Origin of the sequence: Phaeobacter italicus (assembly GCF_019801785.1) — a bacterium.
GTDB lineage: Bacteria > Pseudomonadota > Alphaproteobacteria > Rhodobacterales > Rhodobacteraceae > Phaeobacter > Phaeobacter italicus.
Map to the genome: position 1 here is coordinate 20,086 of NZ_JAHVIJ010000007.1, position 24,509 is coordinate 44,594.

The window sequence follows — 24,509 nt, forward strand, 5'->3', positions numbered from 1 at the left end:
TGCATGTCCTTGATGCTCATTGTCCGGAAGGGACGAATTTTGGCGTGGTGATTTCGATCATTGCCGGTCCGCCAGCGTGGGCGACAGCCCGCAACGCCAATGCGACCTCTTCGGGAATGGCTGGAGTTGCCTTGTGGGCGATGCCATAGGACGCGGCGGTCGCCGCAAAGTCCGGCGGGGTTGGATCGCAGCCCAGCACTGGCACCCCAACATCCTCCATTGACCGGGCGATTTCCTGATAACCGTAGTTGTTCCAAACCACGAATGTGATTGGCAGGGCTTCATCGACTGCGGTCATGATCTCGGGGAGTGAAAACTGCGCGCCCCCATCGCCCACGATGCAAACGACCCGCCCCTGCGGTGCTGCAATAGCGGCCCCGATCGCTGCGGGGATGCCGTAGCCCAACGCACCATAGCCGGTCGCTGCATTAAACCAGCCGCCGGGGCGATCGTGGTCGTAATAAAGATTGCCCGCATAAATCGGCTGTGCGGAATCCCCCACAATGATAGCGTCCGGCACCGCGTCCCGAATGGCATTCAGCACATCGACCTGTGCGCGATAGCCGGCCCCGATTTCCTCCCAGGCCTGGGAACGGGCCGCCGCAGCGCGATCACTGCCCCACCCCGGCTCCAGAGCGCTGGCCGTGGACAGATCCGCCAGCAGCCCCGCCAAGACCGCGGAAACATCCGCCTGCACCGCCAGATCGGCTGGATGGCGGCTCAGTTGCTCGGCGCAAAGGTCTACCCGGATCAGACCGGCCAGCTTGGGCATGGTCCCTGTTGCGTACATGTCGTAATCCGTCGGGCCCAGTTCCGTTCCTAGGGCCAGCACAACGTCCGCCTCTTCGATCAATGCCCGCACTGCAGAAAGCGTCGGGCTAGCAGGTACGGACAAGGGATGATCAAACAGCACACCACGGGCATTCACCGTTTGCACAACCGGCGCTGACAGCTGTTCAGCCAACTGGCGAAGCGCAATGCCACAGGTTTTCGCACCGCCCCCGACCAAGATCAGCGGACGGGCCGCACGACTGAGCCGCGCCCGAATATCCGCAACCACTTTATCTGAAACAGACGACCGCTGGGGCTGGCAGTCAGGGGGCTGCGCCCCTTCCCCCGGCAAGGTGGCATCGCGATGACCTGCGATGTCCAGCGGGATCTGCACATGAGTGGGACCGGGACGGGCCAGCTGTGAGCCGTCAATCGGCGCAAACACCTGATCCAATGTGGCAGACAGCGCATCGGCCGTGCTGACGTGACCGGACACAAGCGCAACCTGAGACATCAGCCCATGCTGGTCCGGCAATTCGTGCAAATGGCCAAACCCACGACCGATCGTCTGGCTGTCATTAACACCGGAAATCACCAGCATCGGCACGGAATCCGCGCGGGCTTGGGCCATCGGCGTGATCGTGTTCGTCACCCCCGGCCCAGTGATGACAAAGGCAACGCCAGGCTGGCCGGATACGCGCGCATAGCCATCGGCCATGAAGCCCGCACCCTGTTCATGGCGCGGGGTGATGTGGCGGATGCCAGAGTTGGTCAGACCGCGATACAGTTCGACAGTATGCACGCCCGGAATGCCAAAAACGTGGCGGACCTCCCGTTTGACGAGCCCGGCAACCAGCGCTTCCCCGACAGTGGGCGCATCAGATGTCTTTGCCTCACTGCTCATGCGACGGCCTCAGCGCGTTGATTTGCATGACGGGTGATCCGCTCAAGTGCTTTGTCAAACTCCGCATCATCAATCGTCAATGCAACCCGGACCCACTGGCGCAGGCTCTCGCCAAAGGATGACCCAGGCATGACCGCCACACCGCCGTTGAACAAAAGGTCATGTGCGTAGGCATCGCCATCCATGCCCGTCGCAGAAACGTCGATCATCGCAAACATGCCCGCCTCGGGTCTATGAACGCGCAATCCTGTCGCGCCATGCAAATGGTCTGCCAGCTTTTCGGCCCGCGCAGCAAAACGCTTGCGCATTCCGGCTGCGACAGAAGACCCGTCGCGCACGGCCTGTTCGGTCATGTCCGCGATAAAGGGTTGATTTCCAAACAACATGGTTTCAGACAACGGCAGCAACGCACTGCAGAATGCCTCGCTTGCGATGCACCAACCGCTGCGAAACCCCGGCGCGGCGTGTGATTTGGAAATCGACGAAACCACAATCACGCGATCCGCATAAGCCTCACGGGACAGCGGTGACATGAACTCTGCCGCATCAAAGACCAGCTGCTCATAGACTTCATCCGAAATGATCCAGAGGTCATGCTGCACCGCAAGCGCGCCAATCGCGTCAAGATCATCAGCCGTCAGAATTGACCCCGTGGGATTATGCGGCGTGGTCAGCAAAATGGCCCGGCTTTGGGGGGTGATCCGTTCAGCGATATCATCGGCCTGCATGCGAAACCCGCGTTCAGGGCGCAGGGGAACCGGAACCACTTCTGCACCCGTCGACCGAATGACGCCCTCGTAGGTCGCATACATCGGATCGCCCACCAGCACCTCGTCCCCCGCCTCGGCAACCCCCATCATCACCGCATAAAGAGCTGTCTGCGTACCCGGAAAGCACAGGACATTTTCGGCACCGATCGGTCGTCCCAGACTATGGGTATATCGCGCCGCCAAAGTCTGTCGCAGGCTGTCTTCTCCGCGGCCATCGGAATAACCCGTCCGCCCTGCGAGCATGGCCCGGCAGGCGGTATCCATCAGGGCGCTTGGCGGGGGGACATCCGGTTCACCGATGGTCATCTCGACAATATCAGCCCCCTCCGCGATCATGTCGCGGGCTTTCAGGTGCACTTCCCATTTGGCCCCACCAAGACCTGCGAGCCGCCGGGTCACATCTGTCATTCTCATGGCTGATCCACCTTGTTTTCCAGGTTAAGTCCCAAAATCGCGCCAACGGATTCCAAGCCGATTTTGGGCAATTCATCTTCAGCAAAAATCTCAGGAAGGGCGCCGCCCTCCATCCAAAGACCATCGATCACAGCGTTGCAGGCCACCGCCAGATGATGAAGCCGCGCAGGGCTGGCTGGGCGACCTGCCTCTTCCAAGGCGGCGGCGATCATCTCGGCCAGCTTGTGGCGGAAATAGTCGTAAGTCCGCTGGTGGATCTGTCGCATATGCGCATCCTGTTGGACCTTGTTCAAAAACCCCGCCCAAAGGGCGACTGCAGTGGGCTCCATCACCGGAGGGCGCAAGGACGCAGAGACAAATGCCGCCAAACGACCGCTGGCATCCGCAGAAATTTCCTTGAGCGGCGCCGACGTCAGATCGGTGATCCGAACCATGTGATGCTCGTAAGCGGCGGTCATCAGCTCTTCCTTTGAGGAAAAGTAATGCCGGATCAGGCCCTGGGTGACATCCGCCCGCTCCGCAATGTCCCGCACGGTTGCACCCCTCACGCCTTTTTCGGCGACCAGCTCAAGCGTGGCCTCGATCAGGGCCTCTTTGCGCTCCTCTGCGCTGGCGCGCTTAAATTTCCGGCGTTCTGGGGACACGGGCACTCCAATTAGCAGACACTTAATTATACACTTGAATAATTACTGGAACTGCGACTTACTACAAGTCGAAATATGAGGACAGACGAAAATGCCCGATCCGACCCCTTCAGCCAGCTCAGCCCGGCCCGAAGCGATCCGCATAAGCGATCTGCACAAGTCATTCGGCTCGCTTGAGGTACTGAAAGGCGTCTCTCTGACGGCCCGCCAGGGGGATGTGGTGGCCATCATCGGAGGCAGCGGGTCTGGCAAGTCCACCATGCTTCGCTGCATCAACTTTCTCGAAACACCAAAGTCTGGCGAAATCGTTATCGGCGGCGAGACCGTGGAAATGCGCGCAGACGGCAGCCCAGCCAATCGCAAGCAGATCGAACGCATCCGGACCCGGCTGGCAATGGTATTCCAGCAGTTCAATCTCTGGACCCACCGCACCCTGCTGGAAAATGTGATCGAGGTTCCCGTCCATGTCCTCAAGATGCCGCGTGATCAGGCTGTTGCTCGCGCCCACGAATTGCTCGCCCGCGTTGGCCTGGGCGATAAGGCCGATGCCTTTCCCGCCTTTCTGTCTGGAGGGCAGCAACAGCGCGCGGCCATTGCGCGGGCTCTCGCTGTTGATCCAAGCGTCATGCTGTTTGACGAGCCGACCTCCGCACTTGATCCCGAACTTGTCGGGGAAGTCCTGACCGTCATCCGCGATCTTGCCGCCGAGGGGCGCACCATGCTGCTGGTCACGCATGAAATGAAATTCGCCCGCGAGGTCGCGGATCACGTGGTCTACCTGTTTGAAGGGCGGATCGAAGAACAAGGTCCGCCAGCAGAGGTCTTTGGCAATCCAAAATCAGAACGGCTGAAGCAGTTTCTGCGATCAGTCGCATAACCGGCCACACTCCAAATATGCGGCCCAATAAAATAAACAAAAACAATTACATCAACTGGGAGACAAACCAAAATGGCACTTCAGAAAACAATCCGGAAGACCCTTCTTACAACCGTGGCGCTGGCCGCAACAGCGGTGATGGCGCAGGCCGAACCGGTCAAGATTGGCGTCGCCGCCGAACCATATCCGCCCTTCGCTTCGCTTGACTCCTCCGGGACCTGGGTCGGCTGGGAAATCGATGTCATCAACGCTGTCTGTGCCGCTGCAGAGCTGGAATGTGTCATCACGCCGGTTGCTTGGGATGGCATCATCCCATCCCTCACCGGCCAGCAGATCGATGCGATCATGGCCTCCATGTCGATCACCGAAGAGCGCCTGAAAACCATCGACTTCAGCGACCCCTATTACAACACCCCAGCCGTGATCGTGGCGGACAAATCAATGGACATCGACGCAACGCCCGCCTCTCTGGACGGAAAGATCGTTGGCATCCAGGCGTCGACTATTCACCAGGCTTATGCGCAGAAATATTTCACCGGCGCCGAACTGCGGGTCTACCAGACCCAGGATGAAGCCAACCAAGATCTCTTTGCCGGGCGCATTGACGCGACCCAGGCAGACAGCATCGCAATGGCGGATTTCGTTGGCTCCGATGCGGGCGCCTGCTGCGAGATCAAGGGTGCCGTCGCCAATGACGAGGCAATCCTCGGCAAAGGCGTCGGCGCGGGTGTCCGCAAAGGTGAAACAGACATTCTCGAAGCCCTGAACAAGGGGATCGCAATGATCCTTGCAGACGGCACCCACGCTGAAATCACCTCCAAGTACTTCACGACCAGTATCTACTCGGAATAAGGCCTGGCCGTGACCAACGTCCTTGAACTGCTGGGACTGGCAGAGAGCGCAGAATTGCTTGCGCTCTCTCCACCGGGCTGGGGCGGCAACCTGCTCAGGGGCCTCCTCAATTCGCTTCAAATCGCCTTTGGCGCCTTTGGAATGGGCCTGATCATCGGCCTCTTCGGCGCCTACGGCAAATTGTACGGGGGGCCGGTCCTGCGGGATCTGCTGGCCATCTACACCACCGTCATCCGAGCCGTCCCGGAGTTGGTGCTGATCCTCATCCTCTACTACGTAGGCACCGATCTCATCAACAAGGCGGCAACTGCGATGGGGTATGATCGCGTTGAAATCAGCGGCATCGTTGCGGGCATCTGGGTGTTGGGCATCGTCCAGGGTGCCTATGCCACCGAAGTCCTGCGCGGCGCCATCAAAGCCGTGCCCCCGGGCCAGATCGAGGCCGCCCGCGCCTATGGCATGCCGGCCTTCATGACCATGCGCCGGGTAACCATCCCCGCAATGATGAGCTTTGCAACACCCGGTCTGGCAAACCTGTGGCTGATCGCAACCAAGGATACCGCGCTCCTTGCGATTGTCGGCTTTGCCGAGCTGACCCTTGAAACCCGACAGGCCGCCAGCAGCACCCGGGCGTATTTCACTTTCTTCCTGGCGGCTGGGGCGCTGTATCTTCTGGTCACGCTGTTTTCGGGACTGATCTTTGGCTGGATCGAACGGTGGGCGCGTAGGGGACAGCCGTCGCTCAAAGGGGGGCAGCCATGACATCCTTGAAATCGCTGTTTGTTCCCCACCGGATCGTGATGATGATCCTTTTTGCAGCTTTGGTTGTCTGGTGTGCGCTGTCTTTGCGCTGGGACTGGATCCCGCAATATGCACCGCTTGCGGCCGAGGGATTGTGGACCACAGTCTGGATCCTCGTTGTAACCAGCATCCTTGGATTTGCGTTGGCGGTGCCGCTTGGATTGGCCCAGGCAATTGGCCCTTGGTATCTGGCGGCCCCTGCCCGGCTGTTCTGCACCATCATCCGCGGCACCCCCCTGCTGCTTCAGATCTGGCTCTTGTACTACGGCCTCGGCTCTCTCTTCCCGCAGTTTCCGTGGATCCGCTCAAGCGAGCTGTGGCCCTATCTGCGGCAGGCGTGGCCATATGCTGTTTTGGCGCTGACGCTGTCTTATGCGGGCTATGAGGGCGAGGTGATGCGCGGGGCCTTCTCTGGCGTTGCCAAGGGCCAGCTGGAGGCAGCGAAATCCTTCGGGATGCCCCGTATGACAATGTTCCGCCGCATCTGGCTTCCTCAGGCTGTGCGGAACGTTCTGCCGACCTTGGGCGGGGAAACCATCTTGCAACTCAAGGCGACGCCTTTGGTGGCAACGATCACGGTCCTCGACATCTACGCGGTCTCTTCGCGGGTGCGATCCGATACCTTTATTGTCTATGAACCTCTGCTCTTGCTGGCGCTGGTCTACATGGCAATCGCTGGTGTCATCACCCTTGGGTTTCGCTGGTTCGAAAACAAGGTGCCAAGCGCACAGCGCTAGGGCGTCCTGATGGTGATCTCGTCACACGGGCCCTCGCTTGCCGGTGGGGGCCTCTTCTCTGTCTGGGGTCCGTGACTAAGACAGGATCGTCAGCATCTCGATATCGTCGTCGACATCACGGCAGGCTGCAAGCAACCGGTCGCGCAGGTGCGAGATGACGTAGTTGGCATGAAACCGGCTGGGGGCCTTCAGAACCAATCTCCCCCCTGCCCTGCTCTCCCGTGTGAGAGCCTGGATCCAGGCGGTGTAGGTGGCACCATCTTCCTGATGCAGGACAGCCTTGGCCAGGCTCCACTCTGTCCCGTCAGAGACATCAGGCGCAGGTGCTGCCGTCCCGGTCATCAGAGGCACGACATTACGCTCAGGTTCGTTTGCGCCTTTCATCCGATGTTCAAAGTCAGGGCCGACCGCAGGCCAGCTGGCTTTGGTGTCTTCCAGGATCCTCTCAAGATCAAAGCCGTATTCAGTGACGCGACCCCGGGCTCCCTGGCGCTTCACGATAAGCCAGCCCAAAGCGCGCAACTTGGCCATTTCGCGTTTCACGGTTCGTTCGTCTACAGACCACATTCGTGCGATCTCGCGCTGACCAACGGCGAGCTCATCACGCTGCCAGTTGTAGCGCGCCGTCATCAGGGTCATGAACCGGAGAACCAGTCGCTGTGGTCCTTTTTCCAGCGACAAGGCATAAGTCCCCATCGCGGTCAGAATATCATACTTCAATGCCGAGGCATTACGCCCGACTGGTTTATTGGCAAGCATGGCTGCCCTCATGTCTCCGTCCGTGCGCGAACGGGTGCCTCGTCGTCTCATGTTGGCCATGAGATCCTGCTGGACGTTGATGGCTGAAAAAAGGACCGGTCCTCTATTTGCCAAGAGGTATGGGTCAGTGCCGAACTCAACGCATTTCAGTTTGTGTATCTGATTTGCGTCCAGCGGCACGATTCTGTCAAGGGCTCAGTGATCGGGTATCCATTCCCAATTCCATTTTTGAATCAAAAATCGGTATTAATTGGTATTGGGTGACAGACAGAGCGTCCCCTATTAGCGCAAAAATGTCCCCCAATATGTCGAGGGCGGGAAAGCAGTGTCACCCTATATAAGGGTCTGTAGCGCCTCAAAAGACTCTCAAGATCCGCGTGGCTCCGTGATGCGGTTCCGAATCGGGTGCCCCGTAAAATAAGGGAATTCAGACGCTTTTGCGCAGGATGTCCCCGCGGGGACAGGACGCTGATTGCTACGATAATAGGTTTTGCGTTTTTTGCAAAATCGGCGTAAACGGGTTTTGAGGAAGAAAAAGCGTCCGAAGGCAAGAATAATGTCGGACGTAAGATTGAGGAGCAGAGATGTTTACCCATCAAGACCTGGCACAGATGCAGGCGCGATCGCTCAAGATGCAGACCTGGATCCGGCAGCAGACGTTTTCACCACAGATGGAAAAAACCCTGCGCCGCTTTTCCAGCTGGGAAGTGGCGGAGCTGATTTTCAAAGTCAACCAATCCACCCTGCGCGGCCGTCTTGCAGCAGACCCAAGCCTGCCTCAAGGCCATGTTGAAGCCGATGGCCGGCAGCGTTGGTATTCGCTGGAAGAGATCAATGAGCTGCGCAGGCGCCTGAAGGTCAACCGGAAGTCGCTGATGCCGGAACGACCGGCGGGCAAACGCGCGCTGCGGGTGGCGGTATCAAACTTTAAGGGCGGTGCCGGGAAATCCACCGTGGCGCTGCACTTTGCCCACGCGGCGGCGCTGGATGGCTACCGGGTTCTCTGCGTTGATTTTGACCCGCAGGCGACGCTGTCCCATTCGATGGGGTTGAGCGACGTGACGGAGGACTACACCGTCTGGGGGATCATGGCGCGTGATCTGGTCCGCGAGACGGAGCGGATGAACGCCACAACCCGCGGCGCGGAAAGTGGGAACGCCCTGCCCGAACGGCGCCTGCCTGACGCGATCACAGGCATGGGCTTGCAGGATTTGCGGATCAGCGACTTTGTCAAACCAACAAGCTGGCCCACCATTGATATCATCCCAAGCTGTGCCAACGCCGCCTTTGTTGAATTCGCCTCAGCGCAGTATCGTCATCTCAATCCGGAATGGTCATTCTTTGCGGCGGTATCGCGCTACCTCGATCAGCTGCCCTCCGAAGATTATGACATGATGATCTTCGACTGCCCGCCGGCCATTGGCTACCAGTCGATGAATGCGGTGTTTGCTGCGGATATGCTCTATATCCCGTCCGGGCCCGGGTATTGGGAATATGACTCCACCACCTCATTTATCGGGCAGCTGTCCGAAGCGCTGGAAGATCTGTCCGCCTTCAACGGTGTTGTCCCCGCGGGGACATTCAGCCTTCCCAAGGTTTTCCAGGAGGTCCGCTTTCTTCTGACGCGCTATGAATCCGGCAATGACTTGCACCGGGCGATGCGTGATGCGTTCTTCAAGGTGTTCGGTGATCGGATGACAGATCACCCGATTGAAATGACCCGGGCGGTCGAACAGTCAGGGCGCTTCCTGAGCTCGATCTACGAGATCGACTATCGGGATATGACACGCGAGACCTGGCGGCGCGCACGGGCGTCGTTTGATCAGGCTTACGAAGAATTCAAGGGCAATGCCCTGGAGGCATGGAACAAGCTGGAGGATGAGGCATGAGCAAGCGCAGAATGTTCGACATCAACTTTCCGTCTGACCCCGCGCCGGAGCCCTCCCCTGCCCCGGCTGCGGAGCCCCCTGCCCGCGCACCTGAAACCAAATCGATGGGCCGAGCGGGTGACGCGCGCCGTGGGCCGATGGCAACTGCGATCAGCGAAAACGCCGATGCGCTGCGAGCCCGTGCCGAAGCAGAGCAAAACATCCGCGCCGAAAATGACCGGCTCGCGCATGAATTCGTTCGCCTCAAAAACTTGGGTCTGGTGGTGGACCGTATCCCGCTCGACAAGATTTCGACGAGCAAGTTGATCCGTGACAGGGCGGTAAATCGTGACCCTGATCTGGATGAGCTGAAAGAGTCGATCCGTGATCTTGGGCTGTCCAACCCCATCCGGGTAGAGGAAGACGGCGACGGCTATCAGCTGGTTCAGGGCTTTCGTCGGTTGTCGGCCTATCAGGCGCTTTATGCCGAAACCGGAGACGAAATTTACGGGCAAATCCCCGCAGGTCTGGTGGCACGCGGCGAGACGCTTCAGGGCCTTTATCGGCGCATGGTGGATGAAAACCTTGTCCGTCGTGATATCTCATTTGCCGAGATGGCGCAGCTCGCGCTTTCGTATGCACAGGATCCGGAAACCTCCTCCGAGACGGTCGAGGATGCGGTTGCGATCCTCTATGCCTCTGCCGGGCGTCAGAAGCGCAGTTATATTCGCCACTTCGCCGAGCTGCTTGAACTTATCGGTGCAGAGCTGTCCTTTGCTGAGGCTATTCCGCGGGCGCTCGGTCTGGATCTGAAGAAGCGGCTGGTCGAAGATCAAGCGGCTGTCGAACGGCTCAAGGCTGTGCTGCGCGGTGCGATCTTTGCTACAGCCGAGGAAGAACTGGCTGTTTTGAAGGAGGCGTTGAAGGCACCTACCGAAATGCGCGGAACCGCCACCACGGAAAAGAAACCCGGCATGGCCAAGACCACATTGCGCTGCGTTGTCCCCGCGGGGACAGTGCGGTGCCAGGCGCGGGATGGCCGGATTGAAATGGCGATGGAGCGGGACTTCTCGGCCGTGGATCAAAAACGGTTGGAGAATGCGATCTCTGCCTTTTTTGATGCGCTGGACGGTGACGGCTGATCCTTGAAAGGCTGAGCGCACAACCATCTACGGACCAGAAAGGTCGCCCCCGGGGCGGCCTTTTTTTCTGGCAAAGCGCACGGCGATGGTTAACAGTCATTAATGTAGCTGCCGCATCCGCCCTTAGCCCCTGATCCATCTGCCGGGTCGCGGGTTTTTGTCGGGTGCCTTGTTTTGGCTTCCCTTGGTCCTGCCGGGCCAGTTCTTGTCGCGTCCCCGCGGGGACGGCGGCGCATATTGCCGTGTGGTCCAGCGCTCTGGCCTGTGCGGTATCATTTGTCATGCCGCTTTGTGGCCCGTTGTGGGCCACAGGGCCTGGGTCCAATTCGTTTCAAATGGAACCCTCTAAGATGGGTATTGAGTTTGTGTTAAACTTTATGAATGAGGCATCAATAGGCGGCAATTATGGCACAATCCCGCCATGCTTCGCCTCAAAAACCAAACCTGAGGCAAGACCGCACAAGCGGCCATCAGGTTTGGAGACGCCAGAATGACCACGACTGAAGACACCGATCCCATTCTTGATCTGCGCCTGCCGGGGCAGCAACGGGACGAGGATGATTGGCTGGTCTCAACCTGGAACGCGGGCCAGTCTGTCGATACCAAATGGTCTGCAGAAAACGTCGTCATCAATTCCGATGGCGCGGTGGAACTGCATTTGACGTCCGACAATGACGCTGGTGAGCGGACATTCTCCGGCGGAGAGATCCAGTCAGAGGCTGCGCATGAAACCGGGGTTTGGTCCTGGACCGCACAGGCGCCGGATATGCAGGACGGCACTGTTTTCGGGATGTTCCTGTTTCAGGAGGACTATCAAAATGACCGCTGGCTCGAGTTCGATTTCGAGTTTGTGGGCGCCGACACAACTAAGGTCCAGCTGAGCATCCATATGGAGGCCGAGGACGGTAGCAGGATCCGACTGGCGGATGGCCCCGCGGGGACACAGGTCATTGATCTTGGGTTTGACGCCTCGGAGGGGATGCATACCTACGAAATCGAGCTGACGGGCAGCAGCGCGATTTTCCGGGTGGATGGTGAGGTTCTGGCGGAATACAGCGCCGCAGATATGCCGGGGCAGGTTTGGTATTCCGGCCCGGTCAAGAGCTTTGCTGATCTCTGGGCGGTATCTGAAAAACAATCGGCCTGGGCTGGCACGCCCGATCCCGATGCACCGCCTCTGGTCGCGGTTATCGAAGAGGTCAAATTGCCGGGGGACGACGGCACGGATGGAAACCAGTCCGCCTTTGCCAGCGAGGTCACGGGGACCTCTGCCGCAGAAGATCTGTTTGGCACAGAAGGTGATGACCTGATCCGTGGCGCGGCGGGCAATGATCAGGTTGTTGGCGACAAGGGGGCTGACCATCTTTATGGCAACCGGGGGCGCGACATCCTGCGTGGAAAGGAAGACGATGATTTCCTGTTCGGCGGGGGCGGTCGTGACCGCTTGGCGGGTGGCAGCGGAGACGACCGTCTGAATGGTGGCGGAGGGTTCGACCAGCTGCGTGGCGGCGGGGGCGCGGATGTGTTCGTATTCAAACCTGCGGGTGGGGCGGATCGGGTCAATGACTTCCGGCTGTCCCACGGGGACACTCTTGATTTCAGTGCGCTGGGGATAGACAGCGCAGACCAACTTCGTTGGCTGGATGGCGAGCGGGGCAGGGGGACACGCGATCTCGTCCAGATGGAAACCGCGGACGGGTGGAAAAACATTGCGGTGATCGACGACAAGGCAGAGGTGCTGACGCTGGACCTGTTGCTTGCGCAGGATGCGATCCTTTTCTAGACATATGTGTACATTGGTGTCTGATTAGCTGTTTAGAGCCTTCCAGCTGTCCCAAGGAAGGCTCTCTCTCCCCAAGAGATCGGGCAGAGCCCGCAGATCATCCGCAAAGATCCCCAGCAGGGTTTCGCGGTCGCGTTCGGTCATCGGTGGGACCACCTCTCGCATGTTTTGAGAGTTTGCCTGCAACAGGGTCGCAACCGGTCCTGTTTGCTTTACCCGCGCAAGCGCGTCCTCGAGACCTGCCTTGCGCAGTTGGTCCCCGCCCGCACGCAGCGCGCGCCGCAGGAGCGGACTGCGGGCGCGGTCGCTCTCGTTTCGCCGCTCCGACAGAACAGGCGAGACGTAGGCGTCATCCAAGCCTGCAAAGCGAAACACTGTCTGAGCGGCGGCAATCGGATCTGCACTGATCTCCTCTGCAAGCAGCACCAGCACCTGTGCAGGCCCCATCGTGTCGAGCCAGCGGCTCAGGTGGCGGTGGTAAAACCCCTGTTCGACATACGCGGGATTATTTGCCAGCCCCTGTGCAAAAGGAAGCGGGGGGATGTGGCCCTTGATCACTTCATGCAGGTGGTTCGAATAGGCGCGCGCGATGGGGTCCCGTAGCAAGCAGACGATCTTGATGTCTGGGTCGAAGGCTTTGACGCGCGCGGGGCAGCGCGGATCGTAGAAATACGATGGTGATGCCTCAAAGCGGACGGGTTTTTCGGCGCCGGTCGCAAAGTGGCCGCAATACCAGCTGTAACCGCGATCAAAATAGGCGCTGAAGAATTCAATCTCCTTCAGGTCGGAAACGGCGGCATCGGGGTGGGCGCCGATCGCGGCATGGATGAAGGTCGAGGCACATTTCTGCGCGCCGATCCCGATTAGCGTCGGGCCGGTTCGGTGCAATTCTTGAGACTCACTCTTGCCGGGGGAGGGGGCCTTGCGCTGCTCACTCATCTTGGTGCCTTGGTTGGTCTTTGTTGTTCGGTGCTTTGCGGTATTAACAAGTCTTAACATTTTGCTCTACTGGCGCCATGGAAAACGGGCTGCTAGATCTGGGGTAAGACAAAGATGGGCAGGCAGATGCAGGGACCGGGCGAAACGACACCGGCGGGGCAGGCGAGCGCGACGGCGCCATTGGTATCCGTCATCATGGCAAACCATCAGGGCGCAGCCTATCTGGAGGCGGCTGTCCGTTCCGTGCTGTTGCAGAGCCATGACCGGCTGGAGCTTATTGTTGCGGACGATGGCTCGACCGATGGTTCGCTTGAAATCCTCGACAGATTGGCAGCACAGGATGCCCGCATTGTGGTGCTTTGCCACGACAGACCGTCTGGGCCTGCGGCCGCCCGAAACCGGGCTCTGAGCCGTGCAAGGGGGCACTGGCTGGCAATATGCGACTCTGATGACGTCATGCACCCAGATCGTCTTGCCCGGCTCCTGCGGGCGGCTGAGGCGCTGTCAGCAGACGCCGTGGCTGATGATATGATCCATTTTGCCACCGAGCCGCTGGCAGCCCCGCAGAGTGTCTTGGGCGAAGCTGCAACGGCGAGCCCGTGGCAAATTACAGCTGCAGATATGCTGCGGATCCCGGCCAAGGGGCAGGGGGGTGGACAACTGGGGTATCTCAAGCCGTTGATGCGACGTTCCGCGCTTGGGGTGCTGCGCTATGACGAGACGCTGCATATTGGTGAGGATCAGGATTTATATCTGCGGTTTCTGCTGCAGGGGGGCACGATGTGGGTGCTGCCGGAGGCGCTGTATCTGTACCGACGCCACCCTCGGTCATTGTCATATCGATCCAGCCAGGCGCAGGTTCTGGCAGCGATCGACGCGATGGAGCACCTGTGCGGCAGTCTGAATGCGGATCAGCTGAAGGATCTGAAAGAGATTATCGCAGATCGCAGGCGTATTCTGGAGGGCCGTCTTGCGTTCGAAGCGCTTGCCGATGATCTGAAAGCGGCCCGATTGTGGGCGGCTGCACGTGGCTTGTTGCAACGGCCCGGATTGCTGCGACCGCTGCTGGCTGCGGTCGGGGCGAAACTCTCGCGTCGGATCGCCCCTGCTGATGCCGGGCGAGAGAGCCGGACCATCCATTTGATCGCGCCGGGTCAGCCCCATCCCAAGGCCGGAGAGTGGCGGCGGGTGCCAGATTTGGGTGCGGATCACGCGCAAAGCCCGCTGTGGGCAGAGCTGTGTTTCATTGCGTCGCGTTGCGCGCTGACATTGACCTACGGCGATCCGGCAGGTTTGTCGGCCGCGTGGCGTGTGCCTGCGGCTCAGGACATCGTGGCCCGGTCTGATGTGCAAAGTGATCTGCCCAGACCGTTTTTCGGTGATGGCGGCCAAAATGGATAGATCCGGTCCGCTCGTCTCTGTGGTGATGGCGAACCGCAATGGGGCCGCTTACATCGGGCTCGCGATTTCGGCGGTTCTTGCACAGACATTGAGCAATCTGGAGCTGATCGTTGTCGATGATGCCTCAGAAGACAACAGTTGGGAGATCATCCAAGGGTTTGCGGCCCAGGATAGGCGCGTCCGAACATTGCGGCGCACCTCGGTGGGTGGCCCGGCTGTTGCGCGAAATGACGCTCTGGCGATAGCGACAGGGGAATGGGTGGCGATCTGCGACAGCGATGACAGTCAGCATCCAAGTCGTTTGCAGCTGATGCTGGCGTCTGCCTTGAAACTGCAGGCCGATTTCGTTGCCGATGATCTCATCCTGTTTTCAGACCGGCCAATGGTGCGGGGCGAGACGATCCTCGGACAACATGGGCCAGCAGAGCCGCGGCGATTGGGTGTTAACGATATCGTCTTGAGCGGCGTGGAGCGATCCGGCCTGCGACACGTCGGTTATCTGAAGCCTCTCATTCGTCGCGATGCCCTGCAAGAATTGGAGTATGACAGCGCGCTCCGTGTTGGAGAGGATTACGACCTGTATCTGCGGTTGGTGCTGTCCGGTGCAAAGATGTGGGTGTTGCCGATGGCGGCCTATCTCTACCGGCGCCATGCGGGATCGGTGTCTTATCGCAATGTGCCTGCGGATCTGACGGCGCAGATGGATGCCCTCAGGCGGATTGCACAAGATATCAACGCCCCGCAGATCGACGCCGCTCTGCGCAGGCGGCTGCGATCCCTGAAACGGCGTCACGCGCAGCTGGTGCTGGCGCGCGAGGTGCGAGCGGGGCGCTGGTTGCGGGCTGTCTGGCTTACGCTGGGCCGGCCGGATCACCTGATCTGGTTCGGTGCGGTTGTGCGAAATCGCGCAGGCTTGCGGCTGCAGGCTATTGTCTCGCGGTTTTTGCGCCGACCGGTGGTTTGGCATCTGGGGGAGGGCGCCGGAGCGCTGCCTGTTCCGCGCCGATCCGACGGTTCACTGGATTTGAGCCATTCTGCTGCGGGGTTCTGGTCCAAGCTTGCAGCGGCCGCCTCTCGCCGCGTCGTGCGGCTGCGCATAAGTGGCACCATCGGGCAGTCAGCGGCATGGATGGTGCCCGCAGCCCAAGCCACTGTGACTGGATCGACAGCGCCAGACGCGTTACCCATTGTAGCAGATCCCGCTTTGGCAGCGTCTGAGGCGAAAGGGACAAGCCCGAGCAGCAAAGGGGCAGCGCAATGACCATGACAGCGGATGCCGACCCGCCTCGACCTCAGGGGGGGAACGCATCGAAAACCAGCTTGCGGCGCAATCGGGGCGGGTTCTGGTTGACCCGTGGGCAGATCCACATGGGGTATCTGATCCTTGCGGCGATGTCAGGAACCGGCGTTGTGTATCGCCTCGGGTTTCAATCTCCGGGCTGGATGGCGCTTTATGCGCTGACGGTGCTGTGGTTTCTGCGGGACTGGCGACAAAGCGCCAAGATCATATGGCAGGCGTGGCCGGTGCTGCTGCCCTGTTTGGTTGCGATGGCGTCAACCCTGTGGAGCGTCAATCCACCGGTTACGGCATATCGTAGTTTTCAGCTGACAATGACGACGTTGATTGCGATCCGGATTGCGTCTGCCATTCCGGCGCATCGGACAATGATTGTCGTCAGCCTGACCTCTGCGATTGGTGTGGTGTTTTCCTACCTGAACTCGGTCGTGACCTTTCTTGCGCCGGCCTACCACCCCAATGGCGCGCTGAAAGGCATCTACATGCACAAGAATTCGCTGGCGAAGGCGACCGTGAATGCGGCGCATGGGCTGGTGAGCCTTGGTTTCTATTGGCGCATGGCTGTGGTCGGATTGGTGGGCGCGGCGTTGATGATCCCGGTCCTGGGCATGGCGCAATCGGCAGGGGCCTATGTGACTTTTGCCATTCTCGCAATCTACGTGCCGGTTCTCTACATCCGGCGCTGGGGGGGCACCGCACGGCGCGTGGCGTTGGTGTTTTCGCTGATGGTGCTGTTTCTGGTGCCGCTTGTGATTGTCCTGTCCGGAATAGATGCGCTGGGATTGCTGCTGGAAAAGCTGGGCAAGGACAGCACATTGACCGGGCGGACCGTGATCTGGGCTTTTGGTCTGGAGGAGATCGCAGAGGCCCCACTGGGTGGGGTGGGCTTTGGGGCGTTCTGGTCAGTTCCCTCCTATGCGCGGCTGTATATCGAAGCCTATGTGGATGAGGGGCTTTATTGGTTTCACAACAGCTATATCGAGCTGATGGTCGGCAATGGGCTGTTGGGCGCTGTCACCTTTTTCGGCTTGCTGATTGGCGTCGTGATCCGTTGCTTTCAGTGGTATCTGCAGGATGGCAGTGTCACAGCCGGGTATTTCCTGTTCTACATTCTGATCAATCTGGTCGCAGCCCTGTCGGACAACGTCATCTACAATGAGCATTCGATCCGCCACATGCTGATCGCGATGGCGTGGATCTATGCCGGTCGTGCGCTGGGGCGATGGACGGACGTGCCGCGCAGTGGCTAGGGGCAACTCACACCGGCAAACCCATCGCAGCCTCAAGCGCCGGATCAAGCTGGCTGGCTATCCAGCTGCGATCTTCTGCGCTGATGAGACTACCGGGGGTTTTGGGCTTTACGTTGCGATCCGACCATGACCAGCCGAAATGTCCCTTTGGGACCTTCAAATCCGGGTGTGGGGGCACCGGGCTGATCTCGGCCAGACGTGTGATGATGGTTTCAGGGGATTTGCTGACCTCATCATGGGTGGTGAAAATCACCTTTGCGCCCCGCAGAGGAAGGGACAGCAGTGCTTCGGCCTTGGCGCGCCGCAGATCCAGGAGGTTGGCAAAGGGTCTCCCCGTGATGGGATGCAGATCCTGATTGAGCGGCTGGTTTTCCGCCGGGCTGGATCGGGGCAGGTCGAACCACTGTGGCACGTCGACGATGCTTTGCCATTCGGAGCGTATAAAGTCGGAAAATGCCAGGGCTCTCAGCTCTGGCCGACTATGCCACGGTTTGCCGTACATGCTTTCGAGCCAACCATAGGGTTCGCGAAAAATGACGACAAAGACGACATCTGATGGGGCAGCGATGAAATTCGGGAAGGCGTGTTTCCACATCTCATATCGCGGCCGCGCATGGGTGAAATTCTGCAGGATCAGCTGATCCAGAAAATTGGTGCCAGAGCATCGCTCTCCCAGAACCTGATAGTTCAGGACCGGAAGCCCGATTGCACGGCGGGCCAGATTTCGGGATTTCCGAACGAGAGAGGAAACCTGCATGATGCCTGCCCGTCAGCCGCGATAGTAGTTGTCGTGAGACCGTCGCGCCGGGCCGTAGAGCGGTTTGCGCCCGGCCTTGACCTTGGTCAGGACAATGCCATCGGGGCTGCGCCCACCTTGTTCCAACTGGCGCAGGGCATCGGCAAAGACCGATTGGCGTGTGGTGTTCCACTGGGCGAGCAGGATCAGGAGATCAGCGTGGCGGCCAATGATCCGCGCGTCGGGCACCACCGAGATGGGCGGTGTGTCGATCACGATAACATCCCAATGGTTGCGAACCTCTGCCAACAGATCCGGCAGCCCCCCCTGGCTGAGCAGGTCTGCAGCACTCCCGCTGACGGTGCCTGCAGGCAGAATATCCACCTGACCCAATGCTCCGGGCAGGATGGCGTCAGCCAATGCGACCTTGCCGGACAGAACATCCGACAGACCCGGATGCTGATTGCCGTTGGCGAGCGGGTTGGACAGATAGTGGCGGCGGATGTCACCGTCGATCAGCAAGACCGATTTGCCGATTTGCGCAATGTTATGCGCCATCGCGGCGGACAGTGTGGATTTCCCATCCCCGCTCTCGGCAGAGGTAAAGACGACCACCTGAGGCGGGACATCGTCGCGAGCCATCAACAGAGAGGTGCGCAGGTTGCGAATGGCCTCACCGTCGCGGGTTTGCGGGCCAAGGGCGGCAGCATCCTCGGGGCGGACCTTTTGGGTGAACTGATCAAGCACGGCGATCACCGGCACAGATGTGATGTTGGCAATCTGGCTGGCCGAATGCAGGCGGGCGCGGGTCAGTTGCAACGCAACAACCAGAACCGTGCCAATGAACCCGCCAAAAAACACCGAAAGGATCAGGATACGGCTCTTTTGGGGGAGGGCGGGCCTGTCTGGTGGGAAAGCCCGCGAGATCACCCGGCTGTCGGCGCGTTGCAGCCCCACCTGCATGGAGGTTTCACGCAGACGGTTCTGGAAGTTTTCAAACAGCAGGCGGCTGGATTCCGCATCGCGCTCTGCCTGAACGATTTCAGTCAGCGCATCGCTTTGTGTGGCGATGGTGATCTCAAGCTCGGCCATTGAGGTGCGGATGGCCTGTTCCTTGGCCTCGGCCTCGCGCAGATCACGGGCTGCCTGAGCAAGAACCGCACGCCAGCCAGTTTGCGGATCGCTGGCGCGGCTCATCAATGCGCCATACCCGAAACGACGGGCTGCGGCGCGTTGATCTGCTTCTGTTTGAACGGCGCTCAGCTCCGCCTGGGCAGAGGCGCGGGACGCGACCTCTTCGCTGCGTTCAGAAAGCGCGCTGCGCAGGGAAATCAGCCGGTTTTCCAATCCGATCAGCTGGGCGGGGCTGGTTACATCTGCCTGGGCCCGAATTTCTGCAACCCGCCGTTCGTTTTTTTCCAACTGCCCGCGCAGCTCAGTCACCCGTTCAGCCAGCCAGCCGGTCGCCTGTGCGGTCACATCGAGTTTTACGGCCACCTGGTTTTCGACATAGATATCTGCAAATGCATTGGCGATTTCGGCAGCCTTGAACGGATTTTCGCTAAGAACCCAGATCGAGAAAATATAGGTGTCGGGGATGTTCACCACCTCGACATTCGACAAAAGGGTCTGGATCACCTTTTCACGCAGGAATGCGGGATCGGGGTCGCCGGTGATCTGATAGACCTCCATTCCGAGGATCGTCTTGATCGCGTTCTTCAGGCTCTGGACTGGATCAAATCCGGGATCACGAAGCAACATGTTGAATTCAGGATCCGCAACCAGATTGAGCCGGTCAACAACCTGGCCGCCCAGCTCGCGGCCACCGAGAATATGGACTTCGGTTCGGATCACCTCGTCCGTTGCCGACAAGCTGCTGACAACGCTTTCGATGTCGACGACCTTTTCATCCCGTGGATCAAGCACCAACTGCACTTCGGCTCCGTACAAGGGGACCGCAGCGATGAAGCCGCGCCAGACGCCAAAGGCGAGGCCCAAAAGAACACAGAGCAGGATCAGCAGGCGGCCGCGCCAGATGATCGCGAAAATTGCACCGAGATCGAGCACTTCTTGCCCGTCATCAGCGGCAAAGGACGTCTTTGGCGTAGACACGTGGTTGACCCCATCGTTGTTGTTGCGCCCCCAACCCCCTTGCGCTGCACGATACCGCCTGGGGCCGGGTCTGGATTGTCCGGCCAGACTACGCGCAAAAATCAATCTGTTCCAGCGTCCTCCGATCCGCTAGACAGGTTGTTAACACTTTGCAGGCCGATAAGAGCATGAAGAAGAGCAGGCAAACAGGCGAGGTTGGTGCGCGTGACGTCACCGACGGGGCGCAGGCGCTGCGCATCCTGCTTGTGATCCCGACGCTGAATGAAGCCCAACACATTGTTGATTGCCTCGACAGTCTTCTGTGCGATCCGTTGCTGCAAGATCCTGACCGGTGCAGCGTGGTCGTGGCCGATGGTGGCAGCACGGATGGCACGGTTGATCTGGTGACGGCCTATGCGGCTAGCGCGCCCTGTCCTGTGCATGTGATGCACAATCCCGATCGCATCCAGTCGGCAGGCATCAATCGGGCTGTCGAACACTACGGAGATGGGTTTCACCTGCTGCTGCGGTGCGACGCGCATGCGCTGTATCCTCAGGCATTTGCCAGTGATCTGGTGGCGGCATTTCGGGACGGCAGGGAAAAGGCATCCGTCGTGGTCCCTATGGTATCGACCGGACGCACGCCATTTGGCCAAGCGGCAGCGTGGGTGGTGGATACCCCTGCGGGATCAGGCGGCTCTGCCCATCGCGGCGGTCGCCGTTCGGGATATGTGGATCATGGCCATCACGCGCTGATGGATCTGGCCTGGTTTCGTAAGGTGGGGGGGTATGATCCCGACTTTAGTCACAACGAAGATGCCGAGCTTGATTGGCGGCTTTCTCAGGCTGGCGGCCGCATCTGGCTGGCGGGGGATGTGCGGCTTGGCTATATCATGCGAGATACGCTAGGCGGGCTATCACGCCAATACCGCAACTATGGGGCAGGGCGGGCACGGACCATTCTGAAGCATGGAATGCGCCCCCGGCTGCGGCAGCTGATCCCCGTCTTGAATTTCGTGGTCTGTGCGCTGGCCGTCCTGATTTCACCACTTTTCCCAGTCACGCTGCTTTGGCCTGTTGCCTATCTTGTGGCGCTCGCGGCCATCAGCTGTCTTGGAGTGCGAAAGCTGGGTGGAAAGGGCGCCTGGGCCGGGGTGGCCTTGTTTGCGATGCACATGAGTTGGGCGGTCGGATTTTTGGGAATGACACTGCGCCATTTCTGGCGGGGAATAGGAAAAGGCTGAAACTGATGCAGCGGATCTCGGTCCTTCTTTGCACATATCGACGTCAGAGCGTGGTTGAGACACTTGCCTCGCTGGCCCGACTGCGCGCGCCTGAAGGGTGTTTCATCAATATCATCGTGGCCGACAACGACGCGCGCCCCAGCGCCGAACATCTGGTGCGGGAGGAACCGGGCAGTTGGCCGGTGACCTATGTGCATGCGCCGGTGGCCAATATTTCTGTTGCGCGCAACGCCTGTCTGAACATTGCACGTCAGCGTGGCTCTGACTGGATCGCCTTTATTGACGATGATGAGATTGCGCCGGAGGATTGGCTTCTGCAGCTGATGGCTTGTGCGTCGGATGGGCAGGCCGATGTGGTGTCCGGCCCGACCCTGACACGCTATCCAACAGATGCGCCTGCATGGATGGTTGCGCAGGACTGGCACAGCAACTGGCCAGAGATCCGGCGCAGCGCGACGGGGGAGATCAGCCCGCGCCAGACCGCCCACAGCTGCAATGCGCTGGTCCGCTTTTGTGGCACACCCTGGAGCGACGTTGAGTTTGATCTGAAACGCGGCACCAGTGGTGGGGAGGATACGGCGTATTTCTTTGCACTCTCTGCCCGTGGCGCGACGTTTGCAGTCAACCCGGATGCGGTTGTCGAGGAGGATGTCTCAGCTGATCGGCTGACATTGGCGTGGTTGGCCAGGCGGCGCTATCGGATGGGGCAGAGCTATGCCTCTGGGACCAGTGGCTGGGCCGCCAAAAGTCGGCTTATCGTTCTTGCGCTTGCCAAGGTGATCTATTGCCTGTGTGCGGCCTTGATGAACGGGATGTCAGAGGGGCGGCGCAACTATTGGATTTTGCGCGGTCTCTTGCATGTAGGTGTCTTGTCGGGATGCGCCGCCCTGCCGCAGCCGCAGATCTACGGCCAGCCCAATCAGTCAATACGCGCGCCGGGGGAATAGGTTTGGCGCGGATTGTCTGCTTTGGGTCTGATCTGACGGATGTTGCGCAACTGCGGCGTCTCGGCTCGTTTCACGAGCTGGGGCATGAGGTGATTTCGGTCACGTCCCGCAAAGGACCAAAGCCTGAGGTCGCCTGGCAGAATATTGATCTGGGGCAGATCGGCCAGCACGGTCTCATGAAGAGAGCTGCGCTCGCACTCAAAGCGGCGCTTGCAGATCCGCGGCTTGCGCCGATTGTGGCGTCCGCTGATGTCCTGGTTGCGCGCAATCTCGACATGCTGGCGTTGGCCTGCGTGGTGAAGAGGCGTAGCAAGAGCACAGCGTCCATCGCCTATGAGGTCCTGGATATTCACAGCCTGCTGGAAGGGGATGGCGCTAAATCCCGTCTGGCACGTCTGGCAGAGCGGCGCCTTTTGCAGAGCGTCAGTGCGTTGTGGCTCTCCTCTCCCGGTTTCCACCGAGGCTACTTCTCGAACCGGCAGGGGTATGACGGGCCTTGGCATCTGGTCGAAAACAAGCTGGTGCTGGCAGATGATGCCTGTCGCCCCGACCCGGTCGCCGACAGTCGAGATGCTGGGGTGATCCGTCTGGGCTGGATCGGCGCGATCCGCTGCCGCCCGAGTTTTGAGTTGCTACTTGAAACCGCAAAGCGGATGGGTGGCGCGGTGGAGCTGCATATTCATGGGCAGATCCACGACCACGTCCTGCCGGATTTTCACGACCGAATAGCGGATGTGGCGCAGGTGGTGTTCCACGGCGCTTATGCCTATCCCGATGGTCTGGCGGCCTGTTACGGCTCTTGTGACGTGGTCTGGGCGCAGGACCTTTGGCAGGCTGGCGGGAATTCGGATTTGCTGCTGCCAAATCGGATCTATGAGGCAGGCTGGCACAATTGCCCGGTCATCGCGCTGTCAGGCACTGAAACCGGTCGCAAGATTGCGCGGTCGGGGCAGGGGTGGACGATCGATGCTGCAACTCCTGACGCGCTGATTTCATGTCTGTCAGCGTTGGATCAACAGGCGATCAAAGCCTGTTCCCAAGCGATTGCGGCAATACCGGATGCGATTTTTCGTCAGACAGAGGCCGATGTGACAGGTCTGCTTGGATCTGTGGGGATACCGGCGCGGTCGCACAGGGCTCCGTAAAGCTCCATGAAACGTTGCCCGCCGCGCAAGAGCGAGAGGTTTTCGACCACATAATCGCGTGGGTGAAAGCCATGCCGCTGGTTCCAGAATTGATCAAACCGCTCTTCCATATTCTGTGTGGTAAAGCGCAGCCCACAGCGGTCATCGAAATACGGAACTGAACTGGGGGTGACAGGCCCCGGCGCGATCCGTTGTTGGCTGGGGTCGCTGAGTTTTCCTTCATCCCAGGCAAAAATGGGCAGCCCTGACGACATCGCCTCCTGACAGGCGAGCCCCTGCGTTTCATGTTCGGTGCAAAATACCATCGTGCGACTGCGGCCTAGGCTGGCACGAAACTGTTCAGGGGTGTGATGGCCATAGTGGATTTCTTCCACGGTCAGGCCGCGGGCCTTGAACAGCGCGCGAAGGGGGGCCATGAGATCAACGTCACGGGTTGGGGCCTCCCATCTTACCTTGTTGTAGAGAAGGATATCGACGGTTTTGGTTTGGCTGGAGAGATCCGGCCAGGCGTCGGTGTCGATGCCGACAAACATCGGGGCAAACAGGTCTCTGCTTCCTACCGGGTTGAGCATGATCGGCCATTGTGACGGATAGGTGACCGTCGCCAGGTTCATGCGTTGTCTGAGCGCGGCCAGATGGTCTGGATCAGGCACGCGGCCAGGACCATAGAGGATCGGGTTCTGCAGGCCGAATCGCGCCAGCGGTGCGAGATATCCGCTGAAGCCGACAGGGTAATCCGGGTTGCGGCGCGCAAATCCAAAGTCATTTATGCAGATTTCATGGCCAAGCATCTCAAGGCTTTTGGCGAGGTTTCTGAAGGCAACATAAAAGCCGGTACTGGGCTGGGCCCCTTTCATCAGACGATAGTGATACCGTAGCCGCTCGCGTAGATGAGACAGTGGCCGACCCCCGGGGAAATCATAGGCCTTCAGGTCATAGCCATCAAAAAACAAAGGAATTTTCACAGCGATACCCGATAAACAATCACTTCAAAATGTTCACAAGGGTTAGCAGACAGGCGGCCCTGCGTCGATTGAATTAACCAAAATCCGCGGGAACGCCGAGACCGGCAGGGTCAGACGGCTTGCCGCACTCTCGATAAAATTGGTCGCATTTCTGACGTAGGGGTACTTTGTC

The 24,509-nt window shown here is 59.6% G+C and carries 21 protein-coding genes; 13 read left to right on the forward strand and 8 right to left on the reverse strand.

Translation table 11 applies throughout. From position 1 onward, the window contains the following. Nucleotides 1-16: 16 nt before the first annotated feature. Genes KUV39_RS15990 through KUV39_RS16000 form a run of 3 tightly spaced genes read right to left on the reverse strand, consistent with a single transcriptional unit; the run spans nucleotide 17 to nucleotide 3,503 of the window. Complete coding sequence (locus KUV39_RS15990; RefSeq protein ID WP_222460298.1) at nucleotides 17-1,675, reverse strand: 5-guanidino-2-oxopentanoate decarboxylase; 1,659 nt, start codon at nucleotides 1,673-1,675, stop codon at nucleotides 17-19. Continuing rightward, nucleotides 1,672-2,859, reverse strand: a complete 1,188-nt coding sequence (locus KUV39_RS15995; protein WP_222460299.1) for a pyridoxal phosphate-dependent aminotransferase — start codon at nucleotides 2,857-2,859, stop codon at nucleotides 1,672-1,674. Before KUV39_RS15995 ends, KUV39_RS15990 begins: the two co-directional genes overlap by 4 nt. Continuing rightward, the gene (locus tag KUV39_RS16000; RefSeq protein ID WP_008563404.1) at nucleotides 2,856-3,503 is read right to left on the reverse strand and encodes a TetR/AcrR family transcriptional regulator; all 648 of its coding nucleotides are present in this window, start codon (nucleotides 3,501-3,503) and stop codon (nucleotides 2,856-2,858) included. Before KUV39_RS16000 ends, KUV39_RS15995 begins: the two co-directional genes overlap by 4 nt. 91 nt (nucleotides 3,504-3,594) lie before the next feature. Between KUV39_RS16000 and KUV39_RS16005 the strand changes: the two genes are divergently transcribed. The 4 genes from KUV39_RS16005 to KUV39_RS16020 all read left to right on the forward strand — a co-directional run bounded on the left by KUV39_RS16005 (nucleotide 3,595) and on the right by KUV39_RS16020 (nucleotide 6,770). Further along, nucleotides 3,595-4,380 carry an ABC transporter ATP-binding protein gene (locus tag KUV39_RS16005; protein WP_008563397.1) on the forward strand — a complete coding sequence of 262 codons (786 nt, stop codon included), beginning with the start codon at nucleotides 3,595-3,597 and terminating at the stop codon, nucleotides 4,378-4,380. A 72-nt stretch (nucleotides 4,381-4,452) separates the two neighbouring features. Beyond that, nucleotides 4,453-5,232 carry a transporter substrate-binding domain-containing protein gene (locus KUV39_RS16010; protein WP_046211999.1) on the forward strand — a complete coding sequence of 260 codons (780 nt, stop codon included), beginning with the start codon at nucleotides 4,453-4,455 and terminating at the stop codon, nucleotides 5,230-5,232. A gap of 9 nt (nucleotides 5,233-5,241) precedes the next feature. Then, nucleotides 5,242-5,994: an ABC transporter permease gene (locus tag KUV39_RS16015; protein WP_008563347.1), complete on the forward strand. Its 753-nt coding sequence runs from the start codon at nucleotides 5,242-5,244 to the stop codon at nucleotides 5,992-5,994. Next, on the forward strand, nucleotides 5,991-6,770 hold the full coding sequence (locus KUV39_RS16020) for an ABC transporter permease (RefSeq protein WP_008563448.1): 780 nt from the start codon (nucleotides 5,991-5,993) through the stop codon (nucleotides 6,768-6,770). The genes KUV39_RS16015 and KUV39_RS16020 overlap by 4 nt, the downstream gene beginning before the upstream one ends. 75 nt (nucleotides 6,771-6,845) lie before the next feature. Here KUV39_RS16020 and KUV39_RS16025 read toward each other — a convergent pair whose 3' ends face one another. Next, the gene (locus KUV39_RS16025; protein WP_050672373.1) at nucleotides 6,846-7,529 is read right to left on the reverse strand and encodes a DnaA N-terminal domain-containing protein; all 684 of its coding nucleotides are present in this window, start codon (nucleotides 7,527-7,529) and stop codon (nucleotides 6,846-6,848) included. 584 nt (nucleotides 7,530-8,113) lie between these two features. On the opposite strand from KUV39_RS16025, the gene KUV39_RS16030 reads away from it, so the two are divergent. From KUV39_RS16030 to KUV39_RS16040, 3 genes are all read left to right on the forward strand, one after another. Next, on the forward strand, nucleotides 8,114-9,418 hold the full coding sequence (locus KUV39_RS16030; protein WP_222460300.1) for an AAA family ATPase: 1,305 nt from the start codon (nucleotides 8,114-8,116) through the stop codon (nucleotides 9,416-9,418). After that, nucleotides 9,415-10,539, forward strand: coding sequence for a ParB/RepB/Spo0J family partition protein (locus KUV39_RS16035; protein ID WP_222460301.1), 1,125 nt, complete (start codon nucleotides 9,415-9,417; stop codon nucleotides 10,537-10,539). The genes KUV39_RS16030 and KUV39_RS16035 overlap by 4 nt, the downstream gene beginning before the upstream one ends. 490 nt (nucleotides 10,540-11,029) lie before the next feature. After that, on the forward strand, nucleotides 11,030-12,322 hold the full coding sequence (locus KUV39_RS16040) for a family 16 glycosylhydrolase (protein WP_222460302.1): 1,293 nt from the start codon (nucleotides 11,030-11,032) through the stop codon (nucleotides 12,320-12,322). A 24-nt stretch (nucleotides 12,323-12,346) separates the two neighbouring features. On the opposite strand, the gene KUV39_RS16045 is transcribed toward KUV39_RS16040, so the two are convergent. Continuing rightward, nucleotides 12,347-13,261: a sulfotransferase domain-containing protein gene (locus KUV39_RS16045; RefSeq protein ID WP_244998411.1), complete on the reverse strand. Its 915-nt coding sequence runs from the start codon at nucleotides 13,259-13,261 to the stop codon at nucleotides 12,347-12,349. Nucleotides 13,262-13,387: 126 nt separating this feature from the next. On the opposite strand from KUV39_RS16045, the gene KUV39_RS16050 reads away from it, so the two are divergent. The 3 genes from KUV39_RS16050 to KUV39_RS16060 are packed head-to-tail and all read left to right on the forward strand — an operon-like array spanning nucleotide 13,388 to nucleotide 17,209. Then, nucleotides 13,388-14,662 (forward strand): glycosyltransferase family 2 protein, encoded by a 1,275-nt coding sequence (locus tag KUV39_RS16050; protein WP_222460303.1) that lies wholly within the window; start codon nucleotides 13,388-13,390, stop codon nucleotides 14,660-14,662. Further along, nucleotides 14,655-15,923 (forward strand): glycosyltransferase family 2 protein, encoded by a 1,269-nt coding sequence (locus KUV39_RS16055; RefSeq protein WP_222460304.1) that lies wholly within the window; start codon nucleotides 14,655-14,657, stop codon nucleotides 15,921-15,923. Before KUV39_RS16050 ends, KUV39_RS16055 begins: the two co-directional genes overlap by 8 nt. Next, nucleotides 15,920-17,209: an O-antigen ligase family protein gene (locus KUV39_RS16060; RefSeq protein ID WP_168578231.1), complete on the forward strand. Its 1,290-nt coding sequence runs from the start codon at nucleotides 15,920-15,922 to the stop codon at nucleotides 17,207-17,209. The genes KUV39_RS16055 and KUV39_RS16060 overlap by 4 nt, the downstream gene beginning before the upstream one ends. A gap of 7 nt (nucleotides 17,210-17,216) precedes the next feature. Here KUV39_RS16060 and KUV39_RS16065 read toward each other — a convergent pair whose 3' ends face one another. Both KUV39_RS16065 and KUV39_RS16070 read right to left on the reverse strand, forming a co-directional pair. Continuing rightward, a complete protein-coding gene (locus tag KUV39_RS16065; protein WP_222460305.1) occupies nucleotides 17,217-17,966 on the reverse strand; it encodes a hypothetical protein in 750 nt (249 codons plus the stop codon). 12 nt (nucleotides 17,967-17,978) lie between these two features. Continuing rightward, nucleotides 17,979-20,057 (reverse strand): GumC family protein, encoded by a 2,079-nt coding sequence (locus tag KUV39_RS16070; RefSeq protein ID WP_168578229.1) that lies wholly within the window; start codon nucleotides 20,055-20,057, stop codon nucleotides 17,979-17,981. A gap of 167 nt (nucleotides 20,058-20,224) precedes the next feature. Between KUV39_RS16070 and KUV39_RS16075 the strand changes: the two genes are divergently transcribed. From KUV39_RS16075 to KUV39_RS16085, 3 genes are read left to right on the forward strand one after another with little or no spacing between them, the layout of a single operon-like run. Beyond that, complete coding sequence (locus KUV39_RS16075) at nucleotides 20,225-21,280, forward strand: glycosyltransferase family 2 protein (RefSeq protein ID WP_222460306.1); 1,056 nt, start codon at nucleotides 20,225-20,227, stop codon at nucleotides 21,278-21,280. 5 nt (nucleotides 21,281-21,285) lie between these two features. Continuing rightward, the gene (locus KUV39_RS16080; RefSeq protein ID WP_222460307.1) at nucleotides 21,286-22,227 is read left to right on the forward strand and encodes a glycosyltransferase family 2 protein; all 942 of its coding nucleotides are present in this window, start codon (nucleotides 21,286-21,288) and stop codon (nucleotides 22,225-22,227) included. A gap of 2 nt (nucleotides 22,228-22,229) precedes the next feature. Then, nucleotides 22,230-23,372: a glycosyltransferase family protein gene (locus KUV39_RS16085; RefSeq protein WP_244998413.1), complete on the forward strand. Its 1,143-nt coding sequence runs from the start codon at nucleotides 22,230-22,232 to the stop codon at nucleotides 23,370-23,372. On the opposite strand, the gene KUV39_RS16090 is transcribed toward KUV39_RS16085, so the two are convergent. Further along, on the reverse strand, nucleotides 23,300-24,337 hold the full coding sequence (locus KUV39_RS16090) for a glycosyltransferase (protein ID WP_222460308.1): 1,038 nt from the start codon (nucleotides 24,335-24,337) through the stop codon (nucleotides 23,300-23,302). The two genes, KUV39_RS16085 and KUV39_RS16090, sit on opposite strands and share 73 nt — an antisense overlap. Between the last annotated feature and the right edge of the window lie 172 nt (nucleotides 24,338-24,509).

Coding starts and splice junctions, on each gene's coding strand:
- KUV39_RS15990 (WP_222460298.1), bottom strand. CDS start 1,675: ATGAGCAGTGAGGCAAAGACATCTGATGCGCCCACTGTCGGGGAAGCG.
- KUV39_RS15995 (WP_222460299.1), bottom strand. CDS start 2,859: ATGAGAATGACAGATGTGACCCGGCGGCTCGCAGGTCTTGGTGGGGCC.
- KUV39_RS16005 (WP_008563397.1), top strand. CDS start 3,595: ATGCCCGATCCGACCCCTTCAGCCAGCTCAGCCCGGCCCGAAGCGATC.
- KUV39_RS16010 (WP_046211999.1), top strand. CDS start 4,453: ATGGCACTTCAGAAAACAATCCGGAAGACCCTTCTTACAACCGTGGCG.
- KUV39_RS16020 (WP_008563448.1), top strand. CDS start 5,991: ATGACATCCTTGAAATCGCTGTTTGTTCCCCACCGGATCGTGATGATG.
- KUV39_RS16025 (WP_050672373.1), bottom strand. CDS start 7,529: ATGCTTGCCAATAAACCAGTCGGGCGTAATGCCTCGGCATTGAAGTAT.
- KUV39_RS16030 (WP_222460300.1), top strand. CDS start 8,114: ATGTTTACCCATCAAGACCTGGCACAGATGCAGGCGCGATCGCTCAAG.
- KUV39_RS16035 (WP_222460301.1), top strand. CDS start 9,415: ATGAGCAAGCGCAGAATGTTCGACATCAACTTTCCGTCTGACCCCGCG.
- KUV39_RS16040 (WP_222460302.1), top strand. CDS start 11,030: ATGACCACGACTGAAGACACCGATCCCATTCTTGATCTGCGCCTGCCG.
- KUV39_RS16045 (WP_244998411.1), bottom strand. CDS start 13,261: ATGAGTGAGCAGCGCAAGGCCCCCTCCCCCGGCAAGAGTGAGTCTCAA.
- KUV39_RS16050 (WP_222460303.1), top strand. CDS start 13,388: ATGCAGGGACCGGGCGAAACGACACCGGCGGGGCAGGCGAGCGCGACG.
- KUV39_RS16055 (WP_222460304.1), top strand. CDS start 14,655: ATGGATAGATCCGGTCCGCTCGTCTCTGTGGTGATGGCGAACCGCAAT.
- KUV39_RS16060 (WP_168578231.1), top strand. CDS start 15,920: ATGACCATGACAGCGGATGCCGACCCGCCTCGACCTCAGGGGGGGAAC.
- KUV39_RS16065 (WP_222460305.1), bottom strand. CDS start 17,966: ATGCAGGTTTCCTCTCTCGTTCGGAAATCCCGAAATCTGGCCCGCCGT.
- KUV39_RS16075 (WP_222460306.1), top strand. CDS start 20,225: ATGAAGAAGAGCAGGCAAACAGGCGAGGTTGGTGCGCGTGACGTCACC.
- KUV39_RS16080 (WP_222460307.1), top strand. CDS start 21,286: ATGCAGCGGATCTCGGTCCTTCTTTGCACATATCGACGTCAGAGCGTG.